The organism is Wohlfahrtiimonas sp. G9077 (genome assembly GCF_002252155.1).
GTDB lineage: Bacteria > Pseudomonadota > Gammaproteobacteria > Cardiobacteriales > Wohlfahrtiimonadaceae > Wohlfahrtiimonas.
In genome coordinates this window covers 335,258-356,986 of record NZ_NEFD01000001.1, presented here as the reverse complement: position 1 = coordinate 356,986, position 21,729 = coordinate 335,258, and the positions used below count along the sequence as shown (strand labels likewise).

Below are 21,729 nucleotides of genomic sequence, written 5' to 3'. Positions count from 1 at the left end.
CATGCATTAGAGTTGATTTGCTGCCGCAAATAAACGTTGACCTAAATAATCATTCGGATTGTTCATGCCTGGCAACGCAAAAAAGTAACCGCCGCCAAAGGGCTCAATGTAGCGCTCTAAGGGTTCACCATTGAGGCGTTTTTGCGTTTTAATGAAGCCTTTATTGAGATCATTTTGATACGAGACAAAAATGAGCCCCATGTCCAACAAGCCACTTTGTGTTAAGCCAAGCGAATAACTGTAGCTTCTGCGGCGAAGGGGTGCGCTGTAACGATGTGGCACACGCGGCTCAGCTCGGCGCATGTGGGAATCAAACAATACGCGATCACCATGTGGATCTAGGGCAAATTGTGGGTCATCATGTTCATGCATCATGCCAATCGGTGCGCCTGAATGTTTGATGCGTCCAAAATCATTTTCTTGATCTTCAAGGGGCGTTCTGTCCCAAAATTCAAGGTTAAAACGGATGAGGCGAATGGCTTGATAGGAACCATTTAAGCACCATGCGGGCTCTTTGTTTTTCTCTGTCACCCACACAATTTCATTCATCAAAGCTTCATCACTGCTTGGTGCATTGCCTGTGCCATCTCTAAAGCCAAAGAGGTTGATGGGCGTTGAGCCCGTTTCAATGTCGCGTGCCGGTAAAAAGCCGTCCATTTTCCAAAGGGGCGCCATGTCATGATAATGATGCTTCATGATGTCCCTTAAGGCATAAATGAGGATCTCTTTGCTATTGGCACACAATTGCACCACTAAATCCCCGCCGCACCATTTTGGATCTAAGCGATCATTCGGGAAATTGCTCATCGGGATTAAATGCTTGGGCTTTAAGGGCGCTAAACCAAAGCGATCATCAAAGAGAGATGAGCCCACAGAAAGGGTGATGGTGAGTTGATCGGGCAATAATTGTCCGCCTAATAATCCAGATTCTTTGGGTGGAAATTGACGATCATCGTCATGATCTAGCGTTTGGGGCGCCGTTAAATAGGCAATGCGTTTGGAGAGTTTTTGAAATAATGCGTCCAACTCATCACGGGTTTTCACTAAAAGATTGAAGGCCATAAAAATGGACTCTTTCGGTTCTGGCGTGATGATGCCCGCTTGATGGATGCCAAAAGCGGGCACTGTGTCATAAAAGTGATCCGGAAAGGGGCGATTGTCTTTTGTTTGACGGGCAGTGTGTGCAATCGATGAGCTCATCAATAGCGCAGCACTACTTAATCCTAAGCCTTTTAATAAACGACGGCGAAAAGGTGAGTGAGACATTAAGGCATCTCCTTTGAATCAAATGAGTGATACACCTCGATGGCCAATAAACCACGCAATTGTGCCAATGTTTCGGCCAATTGTGAGGTCAAGCCATACAAATGTTGGCGATCCGTTTGCGTGAGTTGATCAAGGGGTAAATATGAGCCCGATTGATCATAGGGCGAGAGTTGCTGTCGAATGGCATGAATATTTTCTTCAACAGAGGCAACAAATGCATCATCTAAATGAGGTTTAAGAACAGTCAAAATGGCTTCAATGCCATCTAAATTGGCGTTGATTTCGCTTAAATCTGCGCCGCTATAATAATGATCCCGCCCTGACAATTTGTTCTCTAAAATGTGCTCTGCAAAATCTGGCGCTGATTGCACAAGCTTCGGTAAAAATAGCGTTTCAATCTCCGCACGTTTGACCAAATCACGCAGATATTTCAGTAAACGCTGATTTTCTCGAAGGGCATCATGCACATCATGCTTATGAAAGAGCGCATATTCAACCGCATGAAACCCTTTGAAATTTGGATCGTTTTCCTGTAATAAATAGGCGCTTGCCGGCGAGTTGATCATGCGATCCATATTACCAAACACCAAAACAATTGGGCGGATGGTTTCATAAGCATAATGAGCGCTGAGATATGCTTTTTGGGCACTTTTCAGATCATTGTGTTCAAGGGCAAGGGAGAGCGCTTTTAAGTCCGTGACCACTGTTTCAAGGCGCGCTCTGACAAACACCATATAATCATCAATCGCCGCTTGATAGATGACGGGCGTTGGAATGTCACCTAAAGCAATGATGATGGGCCCATCGCCCGATTGTAAAATGGCTTGACGACCCACTTTGGCATGGCTCACCGTCAATGTTGCCAATAAAGCCAGACTAATGAGCAGCGTGCGCACGGCGGCCTCTCCAGAAAAGTGCCAGCACAATCATCCAATACAAGGCAAATACGGTAAGGGATAAACCTGTGGGCGCTGCGCGATAGGCAAAAAATGAGGATAAGAAATTGCCAATGCCTTTGCCATCATCCAGAAAATGACTTGTGTCCCAAAATGTGGCTTCAAAGAAGCTTGGCAAATCAATGTCATATTCAAGCAGTAAGTTGGCCACTTCATCTGAGGCGCGCAACAATAAAGTCACCGCTAAAAAGAGCAGCATGATGCCGGTGATGGTGAAAAACCAACGCCATGACACGATTTTAGATGTCCAAATGAATAGGGCAAGGGTGATGCCAGCCACACCTAAACCAATGCCAACTTCTGCGGCAAAAGCACCGGTGGTTTCTGGCGTTAAGTTCATGATGATGGCGGATAAAAACACAACGATTTCACTGCCTTCACGGGCAATGGCAATGGCGATGATCAAAAGTGCGCCCCACCATGAATGCTGCTTGGCTTGCTGATCAATGTTGTGAATGAGGGCGCGGCTCATCTCTTTGCCATGTTTATTCATCCAATAAACCATCTGCACAATCAAAATGCAGGCAAGCACCTCCATAACAATCATAAAGAGCGTTTGATAGATCTCCTCAAGGTGGCTAAACACGCCATAAATGGCCAAGGCCAACAACACAGAGAGCAAGACGCCAAGAGCAACGCCGCCCCATAAAAATTTCATGCCATTTTTGGTGTCTGGATGGCGTTTGATCCAGCTGTAGATGATGCCAATGACCAATAAAGCTTCAAAGCTTTCGCGCCAAACAACAAATAATACGTTTCCCATCGGTGAACCTTTTTACTCTTTAACAACAATTTTGCCGCGTGGATGATCTAAATGAAAGTCATCAAAAAACTCATACTCACCCGGTTTGAGAGGGGCTATGACAACGACAGATTTTGCGCCGGGCGCCAAAACCTTCTCTTTACGCAGCTGTGTGCTTTCAAATTCCGCAGGCTGCGTGCCGGTGTTTTTCACCTCAATGCGAATTTTGGTTTTTTTCGGCACTTCCAACACCAAAGGAATCAAATCACCATCTTTCATTTCCAGTTCAACGGTGTATTTGTCTGCTTTGGCAAAGGCGGGCAGCATCAACATCAAGCTGCACACGAGCATTGTGATCCATTGTTTGATTGTCATGGTGAGATTCCTTAAGCGTTAAAAGAGCGCCAGAGCGCTCTTTGTGGATCAGTAACTGCCTTTACGGCCGGTGCCTGCATAGTCAAATTCCCATTCAACATCAAAGGGTTCAAACCACGGTGCAACGCCGGTTTCTTTGTCAATGTGGCGACCAAACATCACATCTTTATTGTAAGAAGGCGGAGAGATTTTAAAGTTCACTTTGTATTTACCAAAGCCATCTAATTTTAAGTTATCGCCATAATGTGGGCCATCGGATGCCACCATTGGCATAAATGTACCGCTTTGCGCTTTGCTGTCTTCTTTATCAACGCGCTCAATGGTGTAATCCACCACTAAGTAAGGAATCCAATCACCTTCGGCAAAACCATTTGGATTGTCTTCAACCGCGTGAATGTCCGCTTCTAAATGCACGTCGGATTCAGTGGCTGGCAAATGGTGCATGTGGTGATGACCTTCTTCTGTGTCCATGGTGATGGGTTGAAGATACACGCCTTGGATTTCCATACCATTTTCAATCACCGGTTGGCCAACAGGATACTCTTGGGCCAATGCAGCACTTGAGAGTAACAATGTGCTGACTAAACTCATCTTATAGAATGTTTTCATAGTCGTATTTCCTTGAGGATGGGCTGATAATAGCAATGATTATCATTTGCAAATGATGCTCGCGATTATACGCCTACTTTTTCAATAAAAAAAGCTCCCATATGGGAGCTGTTCTCATCTTATTGTTTTTTTTGGGCATTTAATCTTGAGCATCACCGGCTTTTGGGTGCGGCAAAATTAAGTTCAGCACAATGGCCAATACCGCGGCTAAGCCAACGCCTGCAAATGGGAAGCTGCCAATGTTGATGGTGTAACCACCAACGCCTGTGATTAATGTTGCGCTGATGATCACTAAATTGCGTGGAATCATAATGTCAACGCGTGCATCAATCAGAGTTTTTAAACCGATGCTGGCAATGGTACCAAAGAGCAAAATCATGATGCCGCCCATCACAGGTAATGGAATGGAGTTTAAAAAGGCATTGAATTTACCCATAAATGCCATGGCAATGGCAAAAATGGCCGCATAAGTCATGATCTTTGGATTATCATTTTTTGTGATCATCACAGCGCCTGTCACTTCACCATACGTGGTCACAGGTGGGCCACCAATTAAACCTGCCACACATACGCCTAAACCATCACCGGCTAAGGTTTTATCTAAACCAGGATCTTTGGTGTAATCTTTGCCGGTCACTTTGCCAATGGCCATGATGCCGCCAATGTGTTCAATGGCAGGCGCAATGGCAACAGGCAACATAAAGAGGGCAGCAAGCCAGTTCACTTCAGGGGCGTGAAATTCTGGCACGGCAAACCAGCTGGCATTCATTAAGTTCTCAAGGTGTAAAATGTTTTGCCCATCATTGATGCTGGCAGAAAAACCTGTGATATCAAACACAAATGTGATGAGGTAACCTGCAAAAATCCCGCCTAAAATGGGGATCAAGCGAAATAAGCCTTTACCAAAAATAGTGATCAATACCGTCACTGTAAAGGTCGCGATTGATAAAATGATGGCTAACGTGTCTTTCATGATGGGTGTGCCACCGCTGATGCCCATGGCCATTTGTGTGGCAGTGACGGCAACCGATAAACCAATGACCATGATCACAGGACCAATCACTACAGGTGGAATTAATGTATTGACCAAGCCAATGCCGCGCCAACGAATGATCAACGCAAAGACAAAGTACATAAAACCCGCTGCAAAGAGGCCAAACATGGTGGCACCCATGCCCCAAGTTTGTAGGGAGAAGATGATCGGTGCGATGAAGGCAAAGGATGAACCTAAAAAAATCGGCACCTTGCGTTTGGTGACGATTTGAAAGAGTAGGGTGCCAAGCCCTGCGCCTAATAGCGCCATTGAAGGGTTTAAACCGGTGAGTAATGGTACTAAAACCATGGCACCGAAGGCGACAAACAAGATCTGCACACCTGCAATGAAGTCTTTAATCGACTGCACAGTACGCTCCTTAATAAATCAATAGGGTGGGGGAAAGAAAAATCGCCGCACAGTATATCACTCAAATCCTTGCTCAGCGTATAAAAATCATTGCCATTGGTGCTATAATGACAGATTCATTCTCATCATTTAGGAAAGACGCACATGCTGGAGTTAAGCCGCAAAAAATTGACGATCATGACCCTTTTTACCCTGGGATTGCTCACCATTGCGGTGGGGGTGATGATCAGCGGTTGGCATTGGCAGATGAAGGATCATTATACCGATTGGGATCACCTTTTATTTTTAGTGACGCAATCTGGCACTGCAGTGACGTATGCCTTCATCACATGCGTTGTATTTGCCACCGTTTTATCTGTTCTTGCACGTGCGAAAATGTCTTGGATGTTGGTGTTTTTCACAGCCTTTATTTTACTGGTGGGTACGCAAGCTGTGAAAACTGGCTTAAAGTCTTTTTATAAAGAGCCGCGTCCTTATACGGCGTTTTTGGTGGACAACCATGTGGATTTAGAGAGTTTTTATGAATCCTCAAGAGCGGATCGTAAGATGATTGTGGAGGATGTGCTCCTTGGGCATGATGAGATGCCCAACTATCTTAAAAAGCACTGGGCAAAAGAGACCGGTTACTCTTTTCCATCTGGGCACGCGGCGTTTGCTGTGTGCTGGCTGATGCTCTTTATCCTCATTTTACCGATGACGCGCCTTTGTGATTACATTGCCGTTGGCATCATTGCCATTTGGAGTGCATTGATGATCATCAGCCGCTTAGTGCTTGGCATGCATTTTCCGATCGATGTTTTGGTCAGCATTCTTTATGTGCCCATCGTTTGTTTGCTTTATGCAAAAATATCCCACATTTCTAAATTACAACCCTATTATCAAGCGTTGTCTCATTTGCCTAAGCGCTTAATGCGACGCGCCTAACCAGGAGAACGGTATGTTGTTATTTTTATTGTCGCCCGCTAAAAAGTTGGATGAAGTGCGCCCTTCGCCAATGAAAGGCAGCAGTGAGCCACATTTCATTCACGAGAGTGAAGCATTGATGGATGTGTTGCGCCCCTTATCGCCGCCGGCGCTTGAATCTTTGATGAAAATCTCTGAGAAATTGGCGTTGTTGAATGCGGCGCGTTACAGTGAATTTACAACGCCGTTGACGGAAAACAATGCCAAGCCCGCCATTTTTCTTTTCAATGGCGATGCTTATGAATCGCTCAATGCTTATGGGCTGTCTACAAAACAATTGGAATATGTGCAAAATCATTTGATGATTCTCTCGGGCTTGTATGGCATCCTTAAACCCTTAGATTGGATTGCGCCGTATCGATTAGAGATGGGCACGGCTTTAGCCAATCCTCGAGGTAAAAATCTCTATGAATTTTGGGGATCGCGCATCACTGATTATTTAAATCAAATCATTGCAGAAAAAGGCATCACTGCAGTGATCAATTTGGCATCGAATGAATATTTTTCTGCCGTTGATCCAAAAGCCCTAGCCGCACCTGTGATTACGCCGGTTTTTAAAGATTATAAAAATGGGCAATATAAAACCATCAGCTTTAATGCAAAAAAAGCGCGCGGCGCCATGGTGCGTTATGCGGCTGAGCACAATGTGACGTCACCAGAAGCACTGCAAGCATTTGATCAATTCGGTTATGCCTTTAAAGGCCCTTCGCAAAACCATCCTTCAGAATGGTTATTTTATAAGGATTAAATCATGACAGAACACAATAATGTTTATCACATCTATCCGCCTAAAGGCTCTCTTGATTTACTCTCCCAAGTTGAAAGTGATTTGTTGCGTAAGCGCTCTGATGGTGAGCTCTATCAGCTTTTTAGAAACTGTTTGCTGGCGGTTTTAAACACCGGCAGCCAAACGGACAATGCCAACCAAATTTTCCAACAATATGAAAACTTTGATGCCAAAGTTGAACGCACCGAGCGCGGCATTAAGCTTGAATTGTACAATCCACCGCAATCGGTGTTTGTGGATGGGGAATTGACGCATCTGATTCGCACCAATCTTTTTTCAGTGCTCAGAGACATTTTGTACATGCGTGAAGTGGTCAACAGTTATGATCAGAAAAAATTCTTCAAATATGGCAATCAAAAGATCACCACAGACATCATTTTTATGACCCTTCGCAATGCCAAAGCCCTCAAAGCCTCCAATGATTCTAATGTCATGGTGTGTTGGGGCGGGCATTCCATCAATGATGTGGAATATCAATATGCTAGAGAAGTGGGGCATGAATTGGGCTTGCGCCATTTTGACATCTGTACAGGTTGTGGACCTGGCGCGATGGAAGCCCCAATGCGCGGCGCTGCAGTTGGACACACACAGCAAGGCCATGAAGCGAATCGTTACATTGGCATTACAGAGCCATCGATCATTGCAGCTGAGCCACCGAATCCTTTGGTCAATGAATTGATCATCATGCCGGACATTGAAAAGCGCATCGAGGCCTTCATTCGTTTAGGGCACGGTTTGATCATTTTCCCCGGCGGCGTTGGCACGGCAGAAGAGTTTTTATATGTGCTCAGCATTTTGATGATGAAAGAGAATCAAGATCAAGTGTTGCCCATCATTTTGACAGGGCCCATTGAGAGCCGCGCTTACTTTGACACTTTAGACCATTTCATTCATGAAAGTTTAGGCAGCGAAGCACAAAAGTATTATCAGATCATCATTGGCGATGCCACGTTGGTGGCGCAAAAGATGAAAGAGATGATGCCGCTTGTGCGTGAAAATCGTAAAGCCCGTGATGATGCTTACTGTTTCAATTGGTCATTGGCCATTGCCCCTGAATTACAAAAACCCTTTGATCCCACTCATGAAAACATGGCCAATTTAAATCTTCATAAAGATCAACCGAAAGAGAAATTGGCAGCGGCGCTTCGTCAGGCATTTTCTGGCATTGTGGCCGGAAATATTAAGGAAGTGGGCATTAAAGCGATTTCAGAACACGGTCCTTATGAGCTGCATGGTGCTCCGGAACTCATGGATTTAATTGATCAATTGCTCAATGACTTTGTGGACCAAGGGCGCATGAAATTGCCGGGCGAGCAGTATGAACCGTGTTATCGAGTCATAAAATAACTGAAAAAAAGTGACAGAGCGCCAAAAGCGCCGCCACCTTTGAACACACAATGTTGATAAAAAAGAACAAAGGCTGTAATCATGTGTAAATTTAGACGGTTTTTAACCACGGCATCTGGCAAAATATTGTTGGGTTTAGTGCTCGGCATCATCATTGGCGTGGGGCTTGTGAGCCTCAAGAACACCTCGCCACGATGGACAGAGTGCGTATTGCAGTCCGCCGGATATTTGCACATGTTAGGGCAGATCTTCATGAATTTGATGTACATGTGTGTGCCGTTTTTGATTTTTGGCTCTGTGGTGATGTCGGTTTCCTCTGTGCATTTAGAGGAGTTTAAGCGCTTAGGGATGAAAACATTGTGGTTGTTTTTAATGGCAACAGCGCTGTCGGCCACATTTGCGATCGTGATCAGCACCGTGTTGCCATTTCAGTTTGATGTTGAAGTGGTCAAAGCTGTGAAAGCATCGCACATAGCCTCATTAACCATTCAAGAGATTGTGTTGGGATTTTTCCCCAATAATGTGTTTACTGCTTTTACGCAGCCGTCGATTTTACAGATCATTGTTTTTTCGTGTTTGTTCGGTGCATGCATCAATCTATTGCGTGATGTGACGCCAAATGTGGCGGATCTTTTAAATGTCACCTTAGCATTTAGAAGCGTGGTGTTAAAAATGATCGCATTGATCATGAAGGTGGCACCGATTGCTGTGTTTGGCATTGTCTCTTCCACCATTGTGATTCATGGGCTTGGCACCTTAAAAACCCTTGGAATGGTGCTTGTGTACATCACCACATTAAATGTGCTCTTTTTTCTGCTCTATACGCTCTTTATTTGTGTGCGTTATCGTTTAAGCCCAGCCATTTTATTTAAAAAATCTGCCCGCGTGATGATCTTTGCGGGCAGCATCACGTCAACAGCATTGTCTTTGCCATTGGCAATGGACAGCAGCCGCCATTTGGGCGTCAGTAAACAAGTGACCAATTTTGTCTTACCCCTTGGCAATTCCCTCAATACCAATGGCGGGCCCATCACCAATATCATCATTGTGATTGCGGTGGCCCATTGCGCGAATTTGGAGATGACGTTGAGCTTTTATGTGATGCTTGGCATCTATGCAACGATTGCTTCTCTTGGCAATCCTGGCGTGCTTGGCGGTGCTTTGGTCTCTTTACTGATGCTCTTTGATTTGGTGGGCTTGCCGAAGGAAGCGGCGCTCATTTTCTTCAGTTTAGATTGTTTTTATGCCATCACGCGCGTCATCGTTAATGTGATGGGCAACATTTATGCGAGCATCATCATTGCCCATTCACAAGGTGAATTTGATCGAGAGGTCTTTGAATCTTCTCAAGAAATTGCCTGTACGCCGTAATCTTAAACATTTTTAATGGAATCAAACGCGCATTCTCACGGTTTATGCATTAAACTATAGCCATGATTGGATTTGAATGATAGTCAAAGGATACATTATGAACTTACGTCAAAAAGCATTGGTGTTAATGGTGGCTTCCGTCTTTGTGACAGGTTGTGCCTCATCATTATCAGGGGATAGCTATTCCCGTTCTGAAGCACGTCAAGCGCAAGCGGTACAAATTGGTACAGTGGTGAGCACGCGTCCTGTGAAAATTGAAGGCACAAAAACAGGATTGGGTGCCGTGACAGGTGGTGCATTGGGCGGCGTGGCAGCAAATTCTATTGGAGGCGGTCGCGGGAAGGCATTGGCAACAATTGCAGGTGCTGCAGTGGGTGTGTTAGCCGGTGCGGCTGCTGAAGAAGGTATGACCAAATCCCAAGGCGTTGAAATTTTAGTGACCTTAGATGGCACACACACCACGCGTGCCTATGTGCAAGCGGCGGATGGCACGCAATTTTATGCGGGTCAACGCGTATCCATCACCACAACGCGTGAAGGTACAAGCCGCGTTAACCCCATTTAATGGGCACTCATGTGATAAGCACGCCTTGCGTGCTTTTTTGTTGTAGATCATAAAATAAAGGACGGTCAAATGTCTGCGCGCTTTAAAAAGCATCTCAATTATATTAATAGTTTCATTCATTCCCCAAGAAGTGTGGGCACGTTGATGCCTTCTTCACCGGCATTGTGTGAAGCGATGGTGCATCAAGTCAATTGGCACATGCCTTCACTATTGGTGGCAGAGCTTGGGGCTGGCGATGGCGTTTTGACGCACCACATTTTGCGTGCAATGGGGCAAGATGCAGCTCTGTATGCTTATGAGATCAATTCGATTTTCTTTGAATCGTTGGATGAAATTCATGATCCGCGCCTAAAAATCTGTAAAGTTTCTGCTGAAACCCTAGATCAACCTTTTGACATTATCTTTTCATGCTTACCATTTTTATCTTTGCCGCTGCGCATTTCACTGCGTATTTTAAAGGTGACAGCACAAATTTTAGAAGAGACACAAGGCACCTTTATTCTGTTTCAATATACCAATCGCATGGAAAAACTGCTCTCCCGTTATTTTGATTGGGAGAAGCAATTTGTGGTAAAAAATTTCCCACCAGCATTTGTTTATGTGTGCCGTCCTAAGCGTCGATGATGACGACTGAACATTAAATATAAGCTTGGCACCACAAAGAGCGTCAGCAGAGTTCCAAGGGCCAAGCCACCCACAATCACCCAGCCGATGGTGGCGCGTGATTCAGCGCCTGCGCCATGTGCGAGGGCTAAAGGCAATGAACCGAGTACCATTGCACCGGTGGTCATTAAAATGGGTCGAAGGCGCAGTTTTGCTGATTCAATCATGGCCAAGCGGCGCTCAATTCCTTGATCTTGTAATTGATTGGCAAAGGCCACCAGTAAGATCCCATGTTTGGTGATGAGACCAACGAGCGTCACCAACCCAATTTGGCTGTAAATGTTGATGCCATTGCCCGTAAAATATAGCGCAAGCAGGGCGCCTAGTGCGGCTAAAGGCACAGATAATAAAATAATGAAAGGATCCACCCATGATTCAAATTGCGCCGCTAACACCAAATAAATGAAGACAATCGCCAAGAGAAACACAGTTGTCATGGTGTTGCCTGAGTGTTTAAACTCTCTGGCGCTACCGGTGTAATCCAATAATGCATCTGGCATGACATCATGAATGGCCGCTTCAACTGCAGCAATGCCTTCGCCTTGGGAGACATTTTCTGCCAAATCCGCAGAGATCGTCACCGCCCTTAATTTATTGAAGTGATTTAAATTTTGTGGTGCCACAGTTTCACGAATGGTGACGAAGTTTGATAAGGGAATCATTTGATTTTTGTTTGAGCGCACATAGATGTTTTTTAATTGATTTGGTGCATTGCGCTGTGTGGGCTCAACTTGCACCAAGACATCATATTGCTCGGATCCTTCTTTAAAACGCGTCACTTTGCGCCCGCCCAGTGCCGTTTCTAAGGCGCGCCCAACGGCATTGACATCGATCCCAAGGAGCGCTAATTTCTCGCGGTCCACATCCACTTCTAATTGCGGCGTATTGAGGCGAAGATTGTGATCAGGCGTCACCAAACGATTGTCTTGATTGAGTTTGGCCATGATTTTGGTCATGTGTTGATCAAGGGTTGCAAAGCTCTCTGTTGAACGCACGACAACTTCCACCGCTTTTGAGCGGCCATCTTGCCCCAAAGATTGCGGATTGCTTGCAAAGACCCGTAAACCTAAGGCAATATTGCGAAAGGATTGATTGAGGCGCTGGACAATGCTCATTTGTGACTCTGAGCGCGCATCCCAATCTTGCAGCATCACATTGCCAATGCCACCGGCCGCAACGCCGGATACAACAAAGATCACCGATTCAGGCAGCGTTGTTAATAGATGATCCTCAATGTCTGTTAAGTAGCGATCAATAAAATCCACCGTCGCGCCTTCAGGTGCAATGGCTGTGATGCGAATAAAACCACGATCTTCGATCGGTGCGAGCATTTTTGGTAAAATTTGATGAAGGCCATAGCTGCCAATTAAGGTGATCAACATAATGATTCCGATCAACAATCGCTTGGGTAACAGTCGAGTCAATAGGGCAGTATAACCGCGCGTGATGCCATCTAATCCCGATTCAATGAGGCGAAAGATGCGCCCTTTTTTCTCTGCGGATTTTTCCGGCAATAATCGTGCGCACATCATGGGGGACAATGTGAGTGCCGTAAAGCCTGAAATGATGACGGCAATGGACAGTGTGACGGCAAACTCTACAAATAATTGCCCGATGCGGCCTGCTGTGAAGGTCAATGGTAAAAAGACAGCCGCGAGCGTGATGGTCATAGCGATGATGGCCAACCCAATCTCTTTTGAGCCTTTAAAAGCGGCTGCTAATGGTGATAAGCCCGCTTCAATGTGGCGATGGATGTTTTCAAGCATCACAATGGCATCGTCCACCACAAGGCCGATGGCCAAGACAAAAGCGAGCATCGTTAAGGTGTTGATGGAGTAACCCAGCAAATACATGGCAAAAAGCGTACCAATTAAGGCAATCGGCACTGTGACCATTGGAATCAATGTGGCACGGGCACTTTGTAGAAAGAAGAAAATAATGATGCCCACAAAAATCAGTGCTTCAACAATGGTGGCATAGACCGATTGTAGGGATTTTTGGATGAAAATGGAGTTATCCGAGCTGATCTCAAGTGTGGTGTCATCGGGCAAGGATGCACGCAGCGCGGGCAAAATATTGCGGATGCTCTCTGAAATGGTCAGCGGATTGGCCGTCGATTGCTTGATGATGGCGATGCCAACGCCGCGCTTGCCATTCATGCGCGGGCGAGAAGTCTCCTCAACGCCGCCAAGCTCCACATTCGCCAAATCTTTCAGGCGCACAATGTGCTGATTGTGATTGTGCTCTGTGGTTTTGATGATGATGTTGCCAAACTCATCGACGGTGTTTAAATCTGTCTGTGCCACAATGGCCAACTCACGGGCATTGCTTTTGATGGTGCCTGCGGGAATTTCCACATTTTGTTTGCGAAGCGCTGATTCAATGTCGGCAATTTCAATGTCAAAAGCCGCCATTTTTTCGGTGTCCAACCAAATGCGCATGACAGGATCACGCGCGCCCCACAACTCAAGCATGGAGATGCCTTCTAGGAGCTCAACTTGCGGCTGAATGTTATTTTCAATGAGCTGCGTGAGTTCAATTGAAGAGAGTCGGTCACTGGTGAGGGTTAAAATCATCACGGGATCAGCATCGGAATCACTTTTATTGATGAGGGGTTCATCCACATCATCGGGCAATTGGCGTTTGGCGCGAGAGATGCGATCCCGCACATCATTGGCCGCTTCCTCGATGTTTTTATTTGGATTAAACGTGATGTTCACAAAGGACATCCCGCGGCGCGACATGGAGCTTAAGTAATCAATGCCATCGATGCTGGTTAAAGCATCTTCAATGGGTTTGGTGACTTGGGTTTCGATGATCTCAGGATTTGCGCCGCTGTACATGGTGCGCACGCTAATGACCGGTTGATCAATGTTCGGGTACTCGCGAATGCTCATGCGGCTTAAACCGACGATCCCAAGTAAAATGATCAGGATATTGAGAACGATCGCAAAAACAGGGCGGCGAATCGAAAGATCAGAAAGCTTCATGAATCACCGCCCCATCACGCAATTTTGCTTGACCAACTTTGACCACCACATCATCTTTTTGTAACCCATGCAAGACTTCAATGGCATAGCTTGAACGATCGCCTAAGATGACTTCTGTGAGTTTGGCAATCTTCTGCTCACCTTGTGGCACGACGGTATACACATATTGTTTGCCTTCTGCGGAAAATACAGCTTCTTCTGGCACCATGATGACTTGGTAACCTAAAGGAATTTCAAGGAAGATGCGCGAGAACATGCCGGGCAATAATGCATCATCTTGATTGTCATAGATCGCGCGCACCGTTAGGGAACGTCCGGCTTGCTCAATTTCAGGGCTTAAGGCGTAGATTTCTGCGGTGAAGGTCTTTTTCGGAAAATTGTCCACTGAAAATTGCAAAGGTTGATTGAGGCGCACAGTATGGGCTAAACGTTCCGGTAAGTTAAACTCAAGTTTGAGTTTTTCGGTGTTCACGATGGTGGTCAAATCGCTGCCGGCTTGGACATAGCTACCTGCAAAGTGGTTGATTAAGCCAATTTTGCCAGGAAAGGGCGCTTTAATTACCGTGCGATCAAGTGCCACTTCGGCCATCTCTAAATCAGCTTCTGCTTGTAAGGCGGCTGTTTTAGCGGCATCTAATTGTTGGGCGCTGGCGCTGCCTTTTGAGGCTTCTAAACGTTTCACATTCTGTTTGGCATTCATGAAATTTGCGGTGGCATTTTTATATTGTGCGGCGGCTTGGCGATCATCAAAGCGAAAGAGCACCGCTTGATCAGTGACATGTGCACCTTCCTTGACCGCCACATCCGTAATTTTGCCGGACATTTCTGGGCGAATGATGACGCGCTCATAGGGCAACAGCGTGCCAATGGCATTGATGTATTCAACCTTTGGGATGATTTGTGTTTGTGCCACTTCCACTAAAATGGGCCGAGGTTCACTTAAAGCCATCGGCAATGTCAAAACAGTCAGGGATAGCGCGGCAAGAAAACGAATCATGAATGACCTTAAAATTGAAATGAAGTGAATCCCTTAGTGTACGTCAAGTGTTGCAAAAGATTGCTGAAAATTGTCAAAAATATGTAAAGATGAAAAAATCCCATCTAGATTGGTCTAAATGGGATTATTTTTCATAAAATGAGATCACGATTTATGCAGCAGTTTCCATGCTGTATAAAATGAATTTTACTAAGAAGAGTGCTGCAATGATGTAAGTGGCAGGGTGTACTTGACGGAATTTACCGGTACACACTTTAAGCACCACGTAGCTGATGAATGCAAAGGCAAAACCGTTGGCAATTGAATAAGTAAATGCCATGGTAAATGCCATCAATGCCGCGGGAATGGCATCGGTTAAATCATCCCAGTTCACTTCTGTCAATTCACGAAGCATTAAACAGGCTAAATAGATCAAGGCAGGCGCTGTGGCATAGGCTGGCACCGCTGTTAATAATGGCGAGAAAAAGAGCGCCACTAAGAAAAGCACAGCAACGGTTGCACTTGTTAAACCTGTGCGTCCGCCGGCTTGTACGCCAGATGCGCTTTCTACATACGCGGTCACAGAGCTTGTGCCGAGCATACTGCCGGCTAAAATGGAGGTGCTGTCTGCAAAGAGTGCGCGTGAAAAACGTTTTTTGTTTTCAGGTGATGTGTCATCTAAAATTTTTGCACGTTTGGCCACGCCAATTAATACGCCGGTGGCATCAAAAAGTTCAACCAAGACAAGGGTTAAAATCACTTGTAGGAAGCCTGCTTCTAACACTTTAGAAAAATCGATTTGAAAGAAGGTTGGGGCGATGGAAGGCGGCATGGAGACAATGCCGGCAAAGTGCGTATTGCCTGTGAAAATGCTTAAAGCGGAGATCACTAAAATCCCGATCAAAATGGCACCTTTCACTTTTAACGCATCTAACACTGCGATCACTAAAAATCCCAGCACACAGAATAAAACGGTGGGATTAGAAAGCGAACCTAATTTAACCAATGTGGCAGGATCATCCACCACCACTTGGGCAGATTGTAAACCGATGAAGGCTAAGAAAAGGCCAATGCCCGCGGCAACAGATGCACGCAAAGAGGCCGGAATCCCTTCAATGATCCAGGAGCGCAGCCCTGTGGCTGTGAGGATTAAGAAGATGACACCGGAGACAAATACGCCACCCAATGCTTGTTGCCAGGTAAAGCCCATGTTTGCAACAATTGTAAACGCAAAGAAGGCGTTTAGGCCCATGCCGGGCGCCACAGCAATTGGATAGTTGGCTAAAAATGCCATGATGAAAGTACCGATGGCCGCGGCAACACAAGTGGCCACAAATACAGAGCCCATGTCCATACCGGTTTTAGATAAGATGATCGGATTGACAAAAATGATGTAGGACATTGCTAAGAATGTCGTCATCCCTCCTAAGACTTCGGTTTGAACATTGGTTTTATGCTCACGAAGTTTAAAGATTCGCTCTAACATGAAAAAGTCTCCTAAAATTGTGACAAATGCGAATTTAAAAAGCCCCGCTATGAATCATAGTGAGGCTCGTTGATTAAGATGCTTTAGGTTTGCGCTTCAGTGAGATGACGACAGAGCCCACTAAAATCAGTAGAACCACCGAGAGAGAAATCCACGTGGGGATGTGAATGTCTAAAGCAAGCAGTAACATTTTTCCACCAATGAAGATGAGAATGGTGGCTAAACCATATTGGAGGAAATGGAAACGATCGGCCATGTCTGCCAATAAAAAGTACATGGCGCGCAATCCTAAAATCGCAAATACGTTAGAAGTCATCACAATGAAGGGATCTTTGGTGATGGCAAAGATGGCAGGGACAGAATCCACTGCAAAAATAATGTCAGAAATGGTGATGACAATGAGCGCTAATAATAGCGGCGTGCCATAACGTAAACCATTTTCTATAGTGAAAAAATGTTCTGCATCTAATCGATCCGTGAAGCGGAACTTATTTTTCACAGTGCGAATGAGCCATTTGTCATTGAGGTTTTCTTCTTCATCGTGCTTTTTGAACATTGTAAAGCCTGTGTACACCAAAAATGCACCAAAGACATACAAAATCCACTCAAATTGAGAAATGAGGGCAGAACCCACAAGCACCATCAAAACGCGTAGGGCAATGGCGGCAAAGATGCCGTACACCAAAACGCGGCGCTGGAATTTTGCCGGAATTTTAAAGAAGCTGAAAATCAATAAAAAGACGAAAATATTGTCAATGGAGAGTGATTTTTCAAGCACGTAACCGGTGAGAAAATCCACCGCAGCTTCTGTGGCTTGGGTTTGTTGCTCAGCGGCTGTGAGCCCCGGGAAATCGCCATGGGCCAAATACCAATAGAGCCAGCCATTAAAGAGTAGGGCAACGGTGATCCAAATGAGCGTCCAGATGAGCGCCTCTTTTGTGCTCACTTTGTGATCGCCCGTTTGTTTCAATGCCAACATATCAACGGCGATCATGATTAAAACGGCAATGGCAAAAACGGTGTATAAAAACGGAGAACCAATGTCTAGATTCATGGTGGGAAAACGTCCTTAAATGGATTTAAAATAATTTGCTAAATACTCATCAAAATCGATTTGAGGTTCAGCCTCTAACACTTCTTGACGAGCGATGCTGTCTTGAGCGAGGGTTTTAAATCGTTCGCGTTGTGCCTCCGTTAGCTTGTGATCGGTTAAGTAATGACGTTTGTAATCCATCGCTTTATCAATGCAATATGCATTGTAGTTTAAATCGGTTGCTTGCAATGATTCGATGAGCTTTGCGGAGGGCGTTAATTGGCTGGATTGAATCATTTTTTTCAAAGGGGACAAAGTGGCCACATATGGCGCACCTAAAATTTCAGCCACAGGACGAATCCAATCTAAAGTAAAGCGCAGTAAATCTTTGAGTGGATAATCGTGGCCAGATAAATTGAGCATCAAATCATCTTGGCGGCCATTGGCAGCCACTTTGGCTAAATTCTTACGGTTTTCTTCGTACTCATCATAACTGAGCGGTAAAGCATCAGACAGTAAGCACGTGGTTAAAAAGGCTTGTAAAAAACGGATGGTTTCCACAGAAATGCCGGTCGCGACGCTTGGCATGATGTCCACTGTGCGCAGTTCCACATACTCAATGCCACGTGTTTTTAAGGCGCTCAGTAATGTTTCGCCATTTTTCAGCACCTGTTTTGGGCGAATGCTGGCATAGTATTCATTTTCGATCTGTAGAATGTGATTATTGATCTGAAAATATTGACCATCTTTTTTCGTGGGAATGTGGGAAACTTTATCGCATGGCGTTAAAACTGCGCGCTCAATGTCACGAATGTAATCGGTCAATGAGTTAAACGAAACCGTGAATTTACATTTGTTGTTGCTATAGCCAATGTCTGATAAACGAAGCGAGGTGGCATTTTTAAGATACACAGTCTCTTCATCAAAGGCTTCAAATGGGTGATGACTGCCTTCTTGTAAGAAGGTTTTGGGCATCACAGGAGATGCGCCAAAGAAATAGGGCACTAAAAACCCAAAACGTGACACTGAGCGCATTAAATGCAAATAGCGTTCTGATTTAAAATCTTGAAGAGATTGCGTATTGCCCAGCGCCGCTTGCCAATTGGCAAAAAACTCATCACTCAATGAGAAGTTAAAATGAATGCCTGCAATCGTTTGCATCATCTTGCCATAACGATGGGCAAGACCGGTGCGGTACAGCGTTTTCATTTTTGCAGCATTTGATGTGCCATATTGAGCAATCGGAATGTCATCAACATTGTTGATGGTTGGTGGCATGGAATCTGGCCACACCACTTCATGGTCTAAGCATTCGGCGGTGTAGGCTTGGATTTCATCGAGCGCTTGATAGAGATCTTCAGGGGAGTGATACACATTGGTGACAAACTCCAACAAATTTTCCGCAAAATCTGTGGTGATGTTGGGGTTTGTCAATGCTGAACCAAGGGCACGCGGATGCGGCGCTTGGCTCAACAGGCCTTGCTCATTGACACGCAAACCTTCTCGTTCTAAGCCCATCGTCACATGTTTGATGCCTTCGGCCTTAGCACCTAATGTTTTGAGATGGTCGTTTAAAGATTTGGAGAGCATTTTAAACATAATCGATCCTTTTATAGAACGGAATGTAAATCAAAGCCAATGTGTGTTTGCCACATGTTGACAATTTTACAGAATAATTCTGCCGTTTGCTGAGTATCGTAGAGGGCAGAGTGAGCATCGGCTGCATCCCATGTCATGCCGGCGGCAATGGCTGATTTTGCAAGCACCGTTTGCCCAAAGGCCAGTGCACTTAAACTTGCAGTATCTAACACAGAAAATGGGTGAAACGGTGAGCGTTTGATGTCACAGCGTTCAATGGCCGCATTTAAAAAGGCTAAGTCAAAATGCGCATTGTGGCCAATTAAAATGGCACGTGTACAACCTTGGCGACGAACCTCTTCGCGCACTGCTGTAAAAACGCGGGTGAGCGCCTCTTTTTCAGGAATCGCCATGCGAAACGGATTGTCTAACTTAATGCCGTTGATCTTCATGGATTCAGGATTGATGCCTAGATTCGGTGCCGGTTCAATGTGGGTGGAGACATGATGAGTGGTTTTCATCATGCCATTGTCATCGATGTCTAAAAATACGGCTGCAATTTCAAGCAACGCATCTTTTTTCGGGTTTAAACCGCCTGTTTCAACATCGACAACAACAGGTAAAAAGCCCCTAAAGCGCAATGACATTAAGGGCGGATGACTTAATTGATCACTCATGACGTTTGTTCAGCCTTTGAGCGCTTCGAGGTGCGCTTTGCAGGTTTTTTGGCTTCCGTAGCCGGTAGTGTGTATTCAATCATCGGTGGCACACGATCAATGATCTGTGGGCGGTCGATGATGACTTTTGCCACATTCTCTTCCGATGGGATTTCAAACATGGTGTCTAAAAGGGTCGATTCAATGATGCTGCGTAAGCCGCGCGCGCCTAATTTGCGGGCAATGGCCAATTCAGCGATCGCTTTTAAACCTTCCTCAGTAAACTCTAATGTCACATTGTCAGACGCAAAGAGATATTCAAATTGCTTAACAATGGCATTTTTAGGTTTCGTTAAGATATTGATTAAGGCAGCTTCATCCAACTCTTCTAACGTTGCCACAACTGGTAAACGGCCAATGAATTCAGGGATCAAACCAAATTTGATCAAATCTTCTGATTCCACTTGGGCAAAGAGTTCAGAGAGTGTGCGCTCTTCATCCGATTTTTTAAGCTCAGCGCTAAAACCGATGCCGCCTTTGTTTTGGCGCATGTTGATGATTTTATCTAAGCCGGCAAATGCACCGCCACAAATGAAGAGGATGTTGCGCGTATCGACATTGATGAGCTCAGCATTCGGATGCTTGCGGCCACCTTGTGGTGATACCGCAGCAACGGTGCCTTCGATGATTTTTAATAAGGCTTGTTGGACGCCTTCACCGGAAACATCACGGGTAATGGATGGATTGTCGCTGCGGCGGGTGATTTTATCGATCTCATCGATATAAATGATGCCCGTTTGTGCGCGTTCTACATCAAAGTTCGCATTTTGCAATAAGCGTTGGACGATGTTTTCCACATCTTCGCCCACGTAACCTGCTTCTGTTAGCGTTGTGGCATCGGCAATGGCAAAGGGCACATCTAACATTTTTGCCAACGTTTCTGCCAATAAAGTTTTACCAGAACCAGTGGGGCCAATCAGCAAAATATTACTTTTGGTGAGTTCAACATCCGAGCGCACTGTTTTAGACTCTAAACGTTTGTAGTGGTTATACACCGCAACGCTCAATGTTTTTTTCGCCAAATCTTGGCCAATCACATATTCGTTTAAAGCTTCAAAGAGTGCTTTGGGTTTGGGTAAAGGTTTTTTGGTGTGTTCTGCCACCATGTCATCCGTGATGAGATCGCCACAGAGCGCGATGCATTCATTACAGATGTAAACGTTCGGGCCAGCAATGAGTTTTTGCACTTCATCTTGTGACTTATCACAAAACGAACAGCGCAATATTTTGCCTTTTTTCTTTGGAGTATCAGTCATAAAATTGAGTCTTTATTAATTAACGGTGAGAGATGACAGAGTCGATGATGCCATATTTTTTTGCTTCTTCGGCGCTCATAAAGTTATCGCGGTCTGTGTCTTTCACAATTTTTTTCAAAGGTTGTTTGGTGTGTTGCGCCATGATGCGGTTTAAGCGATCTTTAATGAACAACATCTCTTTGGTGTGAATTTCGATGTCGCTGGCTTGACCTTGATAACCGCCAAGTGGCTGATGAATCATGATGCGTGAATTTGGCAAAGATAGACGTTTGCCTTCTGCGCCTGCGGTTAATAAAAAGGCGCCCATGCTGCATGCTTGGCCAATACACATGGTGGAAACATCCGGTTTAATGAACTGCATGGTGTCATAAATGGACATGCCTGCCGTCACAGAGCCACCGGGTGAGTTGATGTATAAATGGATGTCACGATCAGGGTTTTCTGCTTCTAAAAATAGCATTTGAGCCACAACTAGGTTGGCGCTATAGTCATCTACAGGTCCCACTAAAAAGATCACGCGATCTTTCAAAAGGCGAGAGTAAATATCAAATGCGCGCTCGCCACGAGCCGATTGTTCTACAACCATTGGCACTAAGTTTAGGTTGTGAATATCATTATTAAAAGACATTAGAATCCTCATGACCGAAT

At 45.2% G+C, this 21,729-nt stretch carries 20 protein-coding genes; 6 read left to right on the top strand and 14 right to left on the bottom strand.

All coding sequences use genetic code 11. The features are described from left to right. Nucleotides 1-6 precede the first annotated feature (6 nt). The 6 genes from efeB to B9T20_RS01600 all read right to left on the bottom strand — a co-directional run bounded on the left by efeB (nt 7) and on the right by B9T20_RS01600 (nt 5,350). On the bottom strand, nt 7-1,266 hold the full coding sequence (gene efeB, locus B9T20_RS01625) for an iron uptake transporter deferrochelatase/peroxidase subunit (RefSeq protein WP_094489515.1): 1,260 nt from the start codon (nt 1,264-1,266) through the stop codon (nt 7-9). Continuing rightward, on the bottom strand, nt 1,266-2,162 hold the full coding sequence (locus B9T20_RS01620) for an EfeM/EfeO family lipoprotein (protein WP_094489514.1): 897 nt from the start codon (nt 2,160-2,162) through the stop codon (nt 1,266-1,268). The genes efeB and B9T20_RS01620 overlap by 1 nt, the downstream gene beginning before the upstream one ends. Beyond that, entirely contained in the window at nt 2,143-2,985 is an 843-nt protein-coding gene (locus B9T20_RS01615) for an FTR1 family protein (RefSeq protein ID WP_094489513.1), read from the bottom strand. The genes B9T20_RS01620 and B9T20_RS01615 overlap by 20 nt, the downstream gene beginning before the upstream one ends. 12 nt (nt 2,986-2,997) lie before the next feature. Further along, the gene (locus B9T20_RS01610; protein ID WP_369907430.1) at nt 2,998-3,315 is read right to left on the bottom strand and encodes a cupredoxin domain-containing protein; all 318 of its coding nucleotides are present in this window, start codon (nt 3,313-3,315) and stop codon (nt 2,998-3,000) included. Between the two features lie 72 nt (nt 3,316-3,387). Further along, nucleotides 3,388-3,948 (bottom strand): iron transporter, encoded by a 561-nt coding sequence (locus B9T20_RS01605; protein WP_094489511.1) that lies wholly within the window; start codon nt 3,946-3,948, stop codon nt 3,388-3,390. Between the two features lie 139 nt (nt 3,949-4,087). After that, nucleotides 4,088-5,350, bottom strand: a complete 1,263-nt coding sequence (locus B9T20_RS01600) for a uracil-xanthine permease family protein (RefSeq protein WP_094489510.1) — start codon at nt 5,348-5,350, stop codon at nt 4,088-4,090. Nucleotides 5,351-5,494: 144 nt separating this feature from the next. Here B9T20_RS01600 and B9T20_RS01595 point away from each other — a divergent pair, with 144 nt between their 5' ends. The 6 genes from B9T20_RS01595 to B9T20_RS01570 all read left to right on the top strand — a co-directional run bounded on the left by B9T20_RS01595 (nt 5,495) and on the right by B9T20_RS01570 (nt 11,007). Further along, nucleotides 5,495-6,274: a phosphatase PAP2 family protein gene (locus tag B9T20_RS01595; RefSeq protein WP_094489509.1), complete on the top strand. Its 780-nt coding sequence runs from the start codon at nt 5,495-5,497 to the stop codon at nt 6,272-6,274. A 16-nt stretch (nt 6,275-6,290) separates the two neighbouring features. After that, on the top strand, nt 6,291-7,061 hold the full coding sequence (gene yaaA / locus B9T20_RS01590; RefSeq protein ID WP_199415214.1) for a peroxide stress protein YaaA: 771 nt from the start codon (nt 6,291-6,293) through the stop codon (nt 7,059-7,061). Nucleotides 7,062-7,064: 3 nt separating this feature from the next. Further along, nucleotides 7,065-8,447 carry a nucleotide 5'-monophosphate nucleosidase PpnN gene (gene ppnN / locus B9T20_RS01585; RefSeq protein WP_094489507.1) on the top strand — a complete coding sequence of 461 codons (1,383 nt, stop codon included), beginning with the start codon at nt 7,065-7,067 and terminating at the stop codon, nt 8,445-8,447. 81 nt (nt 8,448-8,528) lie between these two features. Continuing rightward, complete coding sequence (locus tag B9T20_RS01580; RefSeq protein WP_094489506.1) at nt 8,529-9,818, top strand: dicarboxylate/amino acid:cation symporter; 1,290 nt, start codon at nt 8,529-8,531, stop codon at nt 9,816-9,818. A 97-nt stretch (nt 9,819-9,915) separates the two neighbouring features. Next, on the top strand, nt 9,916-10,383 hold the full coding sequence (locus B9T20_RS01575) for a glycine zipper 2TM domain-containing protein (protein ID WP_094489505.1): 468 nt from the start codon (nt 9,916-9,918) through the stop codon (nt 10,381-10,383). A gap of 69 nt (nt 10,384-10,452) precedes the next feature. Next, a complete protein-coding gene (locus tag B9T20_RS01570) occupies nt 10,453-11,007 on the top strand; it encodes a class I SAM-dependent methyltransferase (RefSeq protein WP_094489504.1) in 555 nt (184 codons plus the stop codon). Here B9T20_RS01570 and B9T20_RS01565 read toward each other — a convergent pair. The 8 genes from B9T20_RS01565 to clpP form a co-directional block, all read right to left on the bottom strand. Then, nucleotides 10,980-14,036 (bottom strand): efflux RND transporter permease subunit, encoded by a 3,057-nt coding sequence (locus tag B9T20_RS01565; protein WP_094489503.1) that lies wholly within the window; start codon nt 14,034-14,036, stop codon nt 10,980-10,982. The two genes, B9T20_RS01570 and B9T20_RS01565, sit on opposite strands and share 28 nt — an antisense overlap. Further along, complete coding sequence (locus tag B9T20_RS01560) at nt 14,023-15,033, bottom strand: efflux RND transporter periplasmic adaptor subunit (protein ID WP_094489502.1); 1,011 nt, start codon at nt 15,031-15,033, stop codon at nt 14,023-14,025. The genes B9T20_RS01565 and B9T20_RS01560 overlap by 14 nt, the downstream gene beginning before the upstream one ends. 151 nt (nt 15,034-15,184) lie before the next feature. After that, on the bottom strand, nt 15,185-16,498 hold the full coding sequence (locus tag B9T20_RS01555; protein ID WP_094489501.1) for an NCS2 family permease: 1,314 nt from the start codon (nt 16,496-16,498) through the stop codon (nt 15,185-15,187). A gap of 73 nt (nt 16,499-16,571) precedes the next feature. Beyond that, nucleotides 16,572-17,552: a TerC family protein gene (locus B9T20_RS01550; RefSeq protein ID WP_094489500.1), complete on the bottom strand. Its 981-nt coding sequence runs from the start codon at nt 17,550-17,552 to the stop codon at nt 16,572-16,574. A 15-nt stretch (nt 17,553-17,567) separates the two neighbouring features. Continuing rightward, nucleotides 17,568-19,130: a glutamate--cysteine ligase gene (gene gshA / locus B9T20_RS01545; RefSeq protein WP_094489499.1), complete on the bottom strand. Its 1,563-nt coding sequence runs from the start codon at nt 19,128-19,130 to the stop codon at nt 17,568-17,570. An 11-nt stretch (nt 19,131-19,141) separates the two neighbouring features. Then, nucleotides 19,142-19,786, bottom strand: coding sequence for a ribonuclease T (gene rnt, locus B9T20_RS01540; RefSeq protein ID WP_008314498.1), 645 nt, complete (start codon nt 19,784-19,786; stop codon nt 19,142-19,144). Beyond that, nucleotides 19,783-21,081: an ATP-dependent Clp protease ATP-binding subunit ClpX gene (clpX, locus tag B9T20_RS01535; protein WP_094489498.1), complete on the bottom strand. Its 1,299-nt coding sequence runs from the start codon at nt 21,079-21,081 to the stop codon at nt 19,783-19,785. The genes rnt and clpX overlap by 4 nt, the downstream gene beginning before the upstream one ends. Before the next feature lie 19 nt (nt 21,082-21,100). After that, nucleotides 21,101-21,709: an ATP-dependent Clp endopeptidase proteolytic subunit ClpP gene (gene clpP / locus B9T20_RS01530; RefSeq protein WP_094489497.1), complete on the bottom strand. Its 609-nt coding sequence runs from the start codon at nt 21,707-21,709 to the stop codon at nt 21,101-21,103. Nucleotides 21,710-21,729: the final 20 nt, after the last annotated feature.

Excerpts from the sequence above, each read along its gene's own strand:
- efeB (WP_094489515.1), bottom strand. The coding sequence starts at position 1,266 with ATGTCTCACTCACCTTTTCGCCGTCGTTTATTAAAAGGCTTAGGATTA.
- B9T20_RS01615 (WP_094489513.1), bottom strand. The coding sequence starts at position 2,985 with ATGGGAAACGTATTATTTGTTGTTTGGCGCGAAAGCTTTGAAGCTTTA.
- B9T20_RS01610 (WP_369907430.1), bottom strand. The coding sequence starts at position 3,315 with ATGCTCGTGTGCAGCTTGATGTTGATGCTGCCCGCCTTTGCCAAAGCA.
- B9T20_RS01605 (WP_094489511.1), bottom strand. The coding sequence starts at position 3,948 with ATGAAAACATTCTATAAGATGAGTTTAGTCAGCACATTGTTACTCTCA.
- B9T20_RS01595 (WP_094489509.1), top strand. The coding sequence starts at position 5,495 with ATGCTGGAGTTAAGCCGCAAAAAATTGACGATCATGACCCTTTTTACC.
- ppnN (WP_094489507.1), top strand. The coding sequence starts at position 7,065 with ATGACAGAACACAATAATGTTTATCACATCTATCCGCCTAAAGGCTCT.
- B9T20_RS01580 (WP_094489506.1), top strand. The coding sequence starts at position 8,529 with ATGTGTAAATTTAGACGGTTTTTAACCACGGCATCTGGCAAAATATTG.
- B9T20_RS01575 (WP_094489505.1), top strand. The coding sequence starts at position 9,916 with ATGAACTTACGTCAAAAAGCATTGGTGTTAATGGTGGCTTCCGTCTTT.
- B9T20_RS01570 (WP_094489504.1), top strand. The coding sequence starts at position 10,453 with ATGTCTGCGCGCTTTAAAAAGCATCTCAATTATATTAATAGTTTCATT.
- B9T20_RS01565 (WP_094489503.1), bottom strand. The coding sequence starts at position 14,036 with ATGAAGCTTTCTGATCTTTCGATTCGCCGCCCTGTTTTTGCGATCGTT.
- B9T20_RS01560 (WP_094489502.1), bottom strand. The coding sequence starts at position 15,033 with ATGATTCGTTTTCTTGCCGCGCTATCCCTGACTGTTTTGACATTGCCG.
- B9T20_RS01555 (WP_094489501.1), bottom strand. The coding sequence starts at position 16,498 with ATGTTAGAGCGAATCTTTAAACTTCGTGAGCATAAAACCAATGTTCAA.
- B9T20_RS01550 (WP_094489500.1), bottom strand. The coding sequence starts at position 17,552 with ATGAATCTAGACATTGGTTCTCCGTTTTTATACACCGTTTTTGCCATT.
- gshA (WP_094489499.1), bottom strand. The coding sequence starts at position 19,130 with ATGTTTAAAATGCTCTCCAAATCTTTAAACGACCATCTCAAAACATTA.
- rnt (WP_008314498.1), bottom strand. The coding sequence starts at position 19,786 with ATGAGTGATCAATTAAGTCATCCGCCCTTAATGTCATTGCGCTTTAGG.
- clpX (WP_094489498.1), bottom strand. The coding sequence starts at position 21,081 with ATGACTGATACTCCAAAGAAAAAAGGCAAAATATTGCGCTGTTCGTTT.
- clpP (WP_094489497.1), bottom strand. The coding sequence starts at position 21,709 with ATGTCTTTTAATAATGATATTCACAACCTAAACTTAGTGCCAATGGTT.